Origin of the sequence: Methanoculleus sp. MH98A, assembly GCF_000691865.1 — an archaeon.
Classification (GTDB): Archaea; Halobacteriota; Methanomicrobia; order Methanomicrobiales; family Methanoculleaceae; genus Methanoculleus.
Genome location: NZ_JMIO01000176.1, coordinates 1 through 3,145, shown reverse-complemented (window position 1 = coordinate 3,145; position 3,145 = coordinate 1). Strand labels below are relative to the sequence as shown.

3 protein-coding genes are annotated in these 3,145 nt (G+C 54.2%); 1 reads left to right on the top strand and 2 read right to left on the bottom strand.

What is annotated here, in order from left to right; translation table 11 throughout:
- Positions 1-553: 553 nt before the first annotated feature.
- Entirely contained in the window at positions 554-1,204 is a 651-nt protein-coding gene (locus tag EI28_RS12415) for a hypothetical protein (protein WP_048115296.1), read from the top strand.
- Between the two features lie 155 nt (positions 1,205-1,359).
- Here EI28_RS12415 and EI28_RS12410 read toward each other — a convergent pair whose 3' ends face one another.
- The gene (locus tag EI28_RS12410; protein WP_048115293.1) at positions 1,360-1,926 is read right to left on the bottom strand and encodes a hypothetical protein; all 567 of its coding nucleotides are present in this window, start codon (positions 1,924-1,926) and stop codon (positions 1,360-1,362) included.
- Positions 1,923-3,145, bottom strand: a 1,223-nt coding sequence (locus EI28_RS12405; protein WP_048115290.1) for an HD domain-containing protein, incomplete at its 5' end; no start/stop codon positions are given. The genes EI28_RS12405 and EI28_RS12410, both read right to left, overlap by 4 nt.

Genomic DNA, 3,145 nt, shown 5'->3' with positions numbered 1-3,145 from the left:
GATAATGATGTAACGCTCGTCGTTAGTATCAGCATTTGCCATTGCGATGATGTCCTTTATAAGATCTGCGTGTTTCTCTCTCGGATATTGAGATCCTTTGAAGTCTAAATTGAGACTTTCATCGTAATATTCGATTAGATCATCGATATTTGCCATTCCCTCAACCACACGTAACTCGCAAAAGTACTATTTTTGCAATGTTCATCTAACCTTAATCTATAATTCTCAGTTATTAAGTAAAATGGATATTCGACCGTTTAAACTTAGTTATCTCTGCCTGTAAGGGTTGTAACTAGATGAGACATAACTTTTGTTTGGACTTTAAAGTTTGAGAGATCCCTGAAGTTCCCATCGGGAAGTTACCCTTCGCGGCTATAGGCCTGCGAAATTAAACCTCATCAGCACTCTGAAAGCCGGAAAACATATCTAATACTCTACAGCACACCTGATCATGGCGCCTTCTCCCAGTCAGACCGTATCAAAAAGCCTTCGCGCTTATCGGAAGTTTATTGAGGAGACAACGTTTCATCCACAGTTCCTCAGGTGCCTCTTCGTGAACGCTTACAATTACTTCCTGTCAGGCAAGATCCTCGCGGAAAAAGGCCTGATTACCCAGTCCTGCAACTGCCTGAGGATGGGGCTGGAGAGCGAGTGGCTCGGGCTCATCCTCATGAAAGACCCCGGGCTCGGGATGGAGTGGGCCTTCGGCCTCGGCGATGAAGCCGTCCTGAAACGCTTAAAAGAACTGGAGAAGCCGTATATGATCAGGAAGACCCTCGGGGATACTTCCCGGATCACCATCAAGGACCGTGGTGAGATCTACGCAGCACTCTCGGATAAAAGCCATACGAAACTTTCAAGCGTGGCCCGCTCCTTCATCCCGCCGAACGCCTCCCCCGCCGATGAATTCATCGAATGCATCCCGATGGGCGGCATGCGGGGGAAGAACAACATCCCGCGCATCCTCCGGGGGACCGCAACTGTTCTCAGGTTTGCCCTGGCCGAGATCGAGGATGGCCTTGGCCAGCGCCTCCTGGAGGGAGAATGGACCTGGAAACGGGCAGACCTTGTGCAGATCACCGAAGCCGGGTATAAATCGGAGGGTGGCGTATTTGAACCTCATATCTCCTCCAGAGGGCGTCCTGGAGCCGATCCAATGCAGGCCGCAGCTTTACTTTCTGCGATACGGCATGGCAAGATCTGAAGTTTCCAGCTCGTTCCCCTGGTTGCAGGTAAAATCCAGGGGAAGGACTGGAATGATGGCGGTGTTGAGAATCTGGGCGCCGGATCGCCACGTAGCTGGCGATCGAGGAGGTGCTCGATCTTCTCCTGGCCGGCCCGGCAGCAAACTCCCGAGGCTCAGGTCTCCCCTCCCCCAATCTCCCTGATCACCGGCTCCGCTTCCCGAAACATCTCATCAACGAAGCTGACCGCCTCTTTTGCTTCATCAAGGGTGATATGAGGCTTGAGTTCAGTGATCCGCCGTGCCCTGGCCTCGCACCCCTGGCCCGGTGCCTCGTTTGTCACGTAAAGGGCCGTGGAGATCTTCTCGAGGTCTTTCACCCCGCGCGTCCCGAACTTTTCGGCAACAAAGGATATCGCAGGTCGGTACCTCGCGAGCGTCCGGGGCATCCTTGCCTTTAACCCGGCACTCACGTTTGTTGTCTTGAGGGCGTTCCCGTACGGCTCGGGCTTGATCTCCCATTCCAGGAGGGCGTCAGCCCGCATCGATGCCAGCTCGTCTGAGAGGTCGAAGGAAAAAGGGCCGTGCTTGTACAGCACATAGGGGAACCCCAGAGGTATCCCCATCATCGCTTCGAGGAAGTAGGTGGCCTTCTGGATATGCGTCTCCCCGCACCAGCTCCCGTAGTTCGTGAGTTCATCGATGAGCTCAAACAGCAGTCCATCTCTCTGTATCTGTTTCATGCCGTATCCTCCAGTTCTGATCCCGACTCGATAATGCTTTCGCGATTCTCGTTCAACCATGCTCTTCCGGCATCGAGCAACGCCGGGTGGATGTACACCGTATCCACCGCAACTTCAGGAATATGCCGGAGCGCATCTGATTTCAGGAGGGAGGATACGATCCTCCCATCCGGTTCGAGGACGGGGAACGCTACCTGACTCGCAGGTATCTTCGGCCTGTCGTGGCGTACGTTCTCTTCACCGAACGCGGCAGATGCGGCCGTATAGATTGCCAGCCCTGCCTCCCTGTACTTCAGGACATCGTCCGGGTTTCTTGTATACAGCACCCGATAATGGTCTCGCATCATGATCCTCTTTGCAACGCCGTGACCGGGGAGGTCTGGATCCCTGCTGGCTCTCCATATGCCGGCCATCACCTCGTTATCGGTGAGGTTGAGATGCCCTGTGACATCAACAGGGAACCGGCCCCCCTCAAGCCATGCCTGGAGGTATTCCTTCAAGTGTATATCATAGATCCGCCGTACGGGGTGAAAGTATAACTGGCTGAACATGAAGTATCGTGCCAGCAGGAGTGCCTCTGCCGATTGAAGTCCTCCGATCTCCACGCCAAGGGCAGGCTCCTTCGACCTGTCTTCATAGGTCTTAGGAAGGACCCAGAGGGTCTCTATCAGGCGGTAGTGATCGAACTTGCCATACGCGACCCCGGTATGATGCGAGTCCCGCAGGAGGTAGTCCATCCGGTCGGCACCAAAGGCTCCCGTGATGATCTCCGAGAGTATTGCTTCAGTATTGGAAAAGGTCTTCTTTTTGGGGTGATCCCGACCCAGCGCGAGTTTTGCCACATCCTCGGTCTGGATCTTCAACATTGCCCAGAGCTTCTCCATCTCGTCGCTCTCGATGAGCCGGAGGGTCATCACCTCGTGATTACAGTCCCCGGGAAAGAGGTCTTCTGAAGCGTGGGAGAATGGGGCATGGCCGATATCATGAACAAGGGCGGCCATTCTCAGGACACGCAGGTAGTATATCTCGTCATACTTCCCGTCGATATCCAGACTGTCGGTCCCTCCGTTCTCTAGCACGGCGTTATAGATCCGTGTTGCCAGTTCCATGACACCAAGCGAGTGCTCAAACCGCCTGTGGGTTCCTCCCGGATAAACCAGGTTGGTCAACGCAAGTTGGTGGATATGGCGGAGGCGCTGGACTGGCGCTGAGTTCAAGA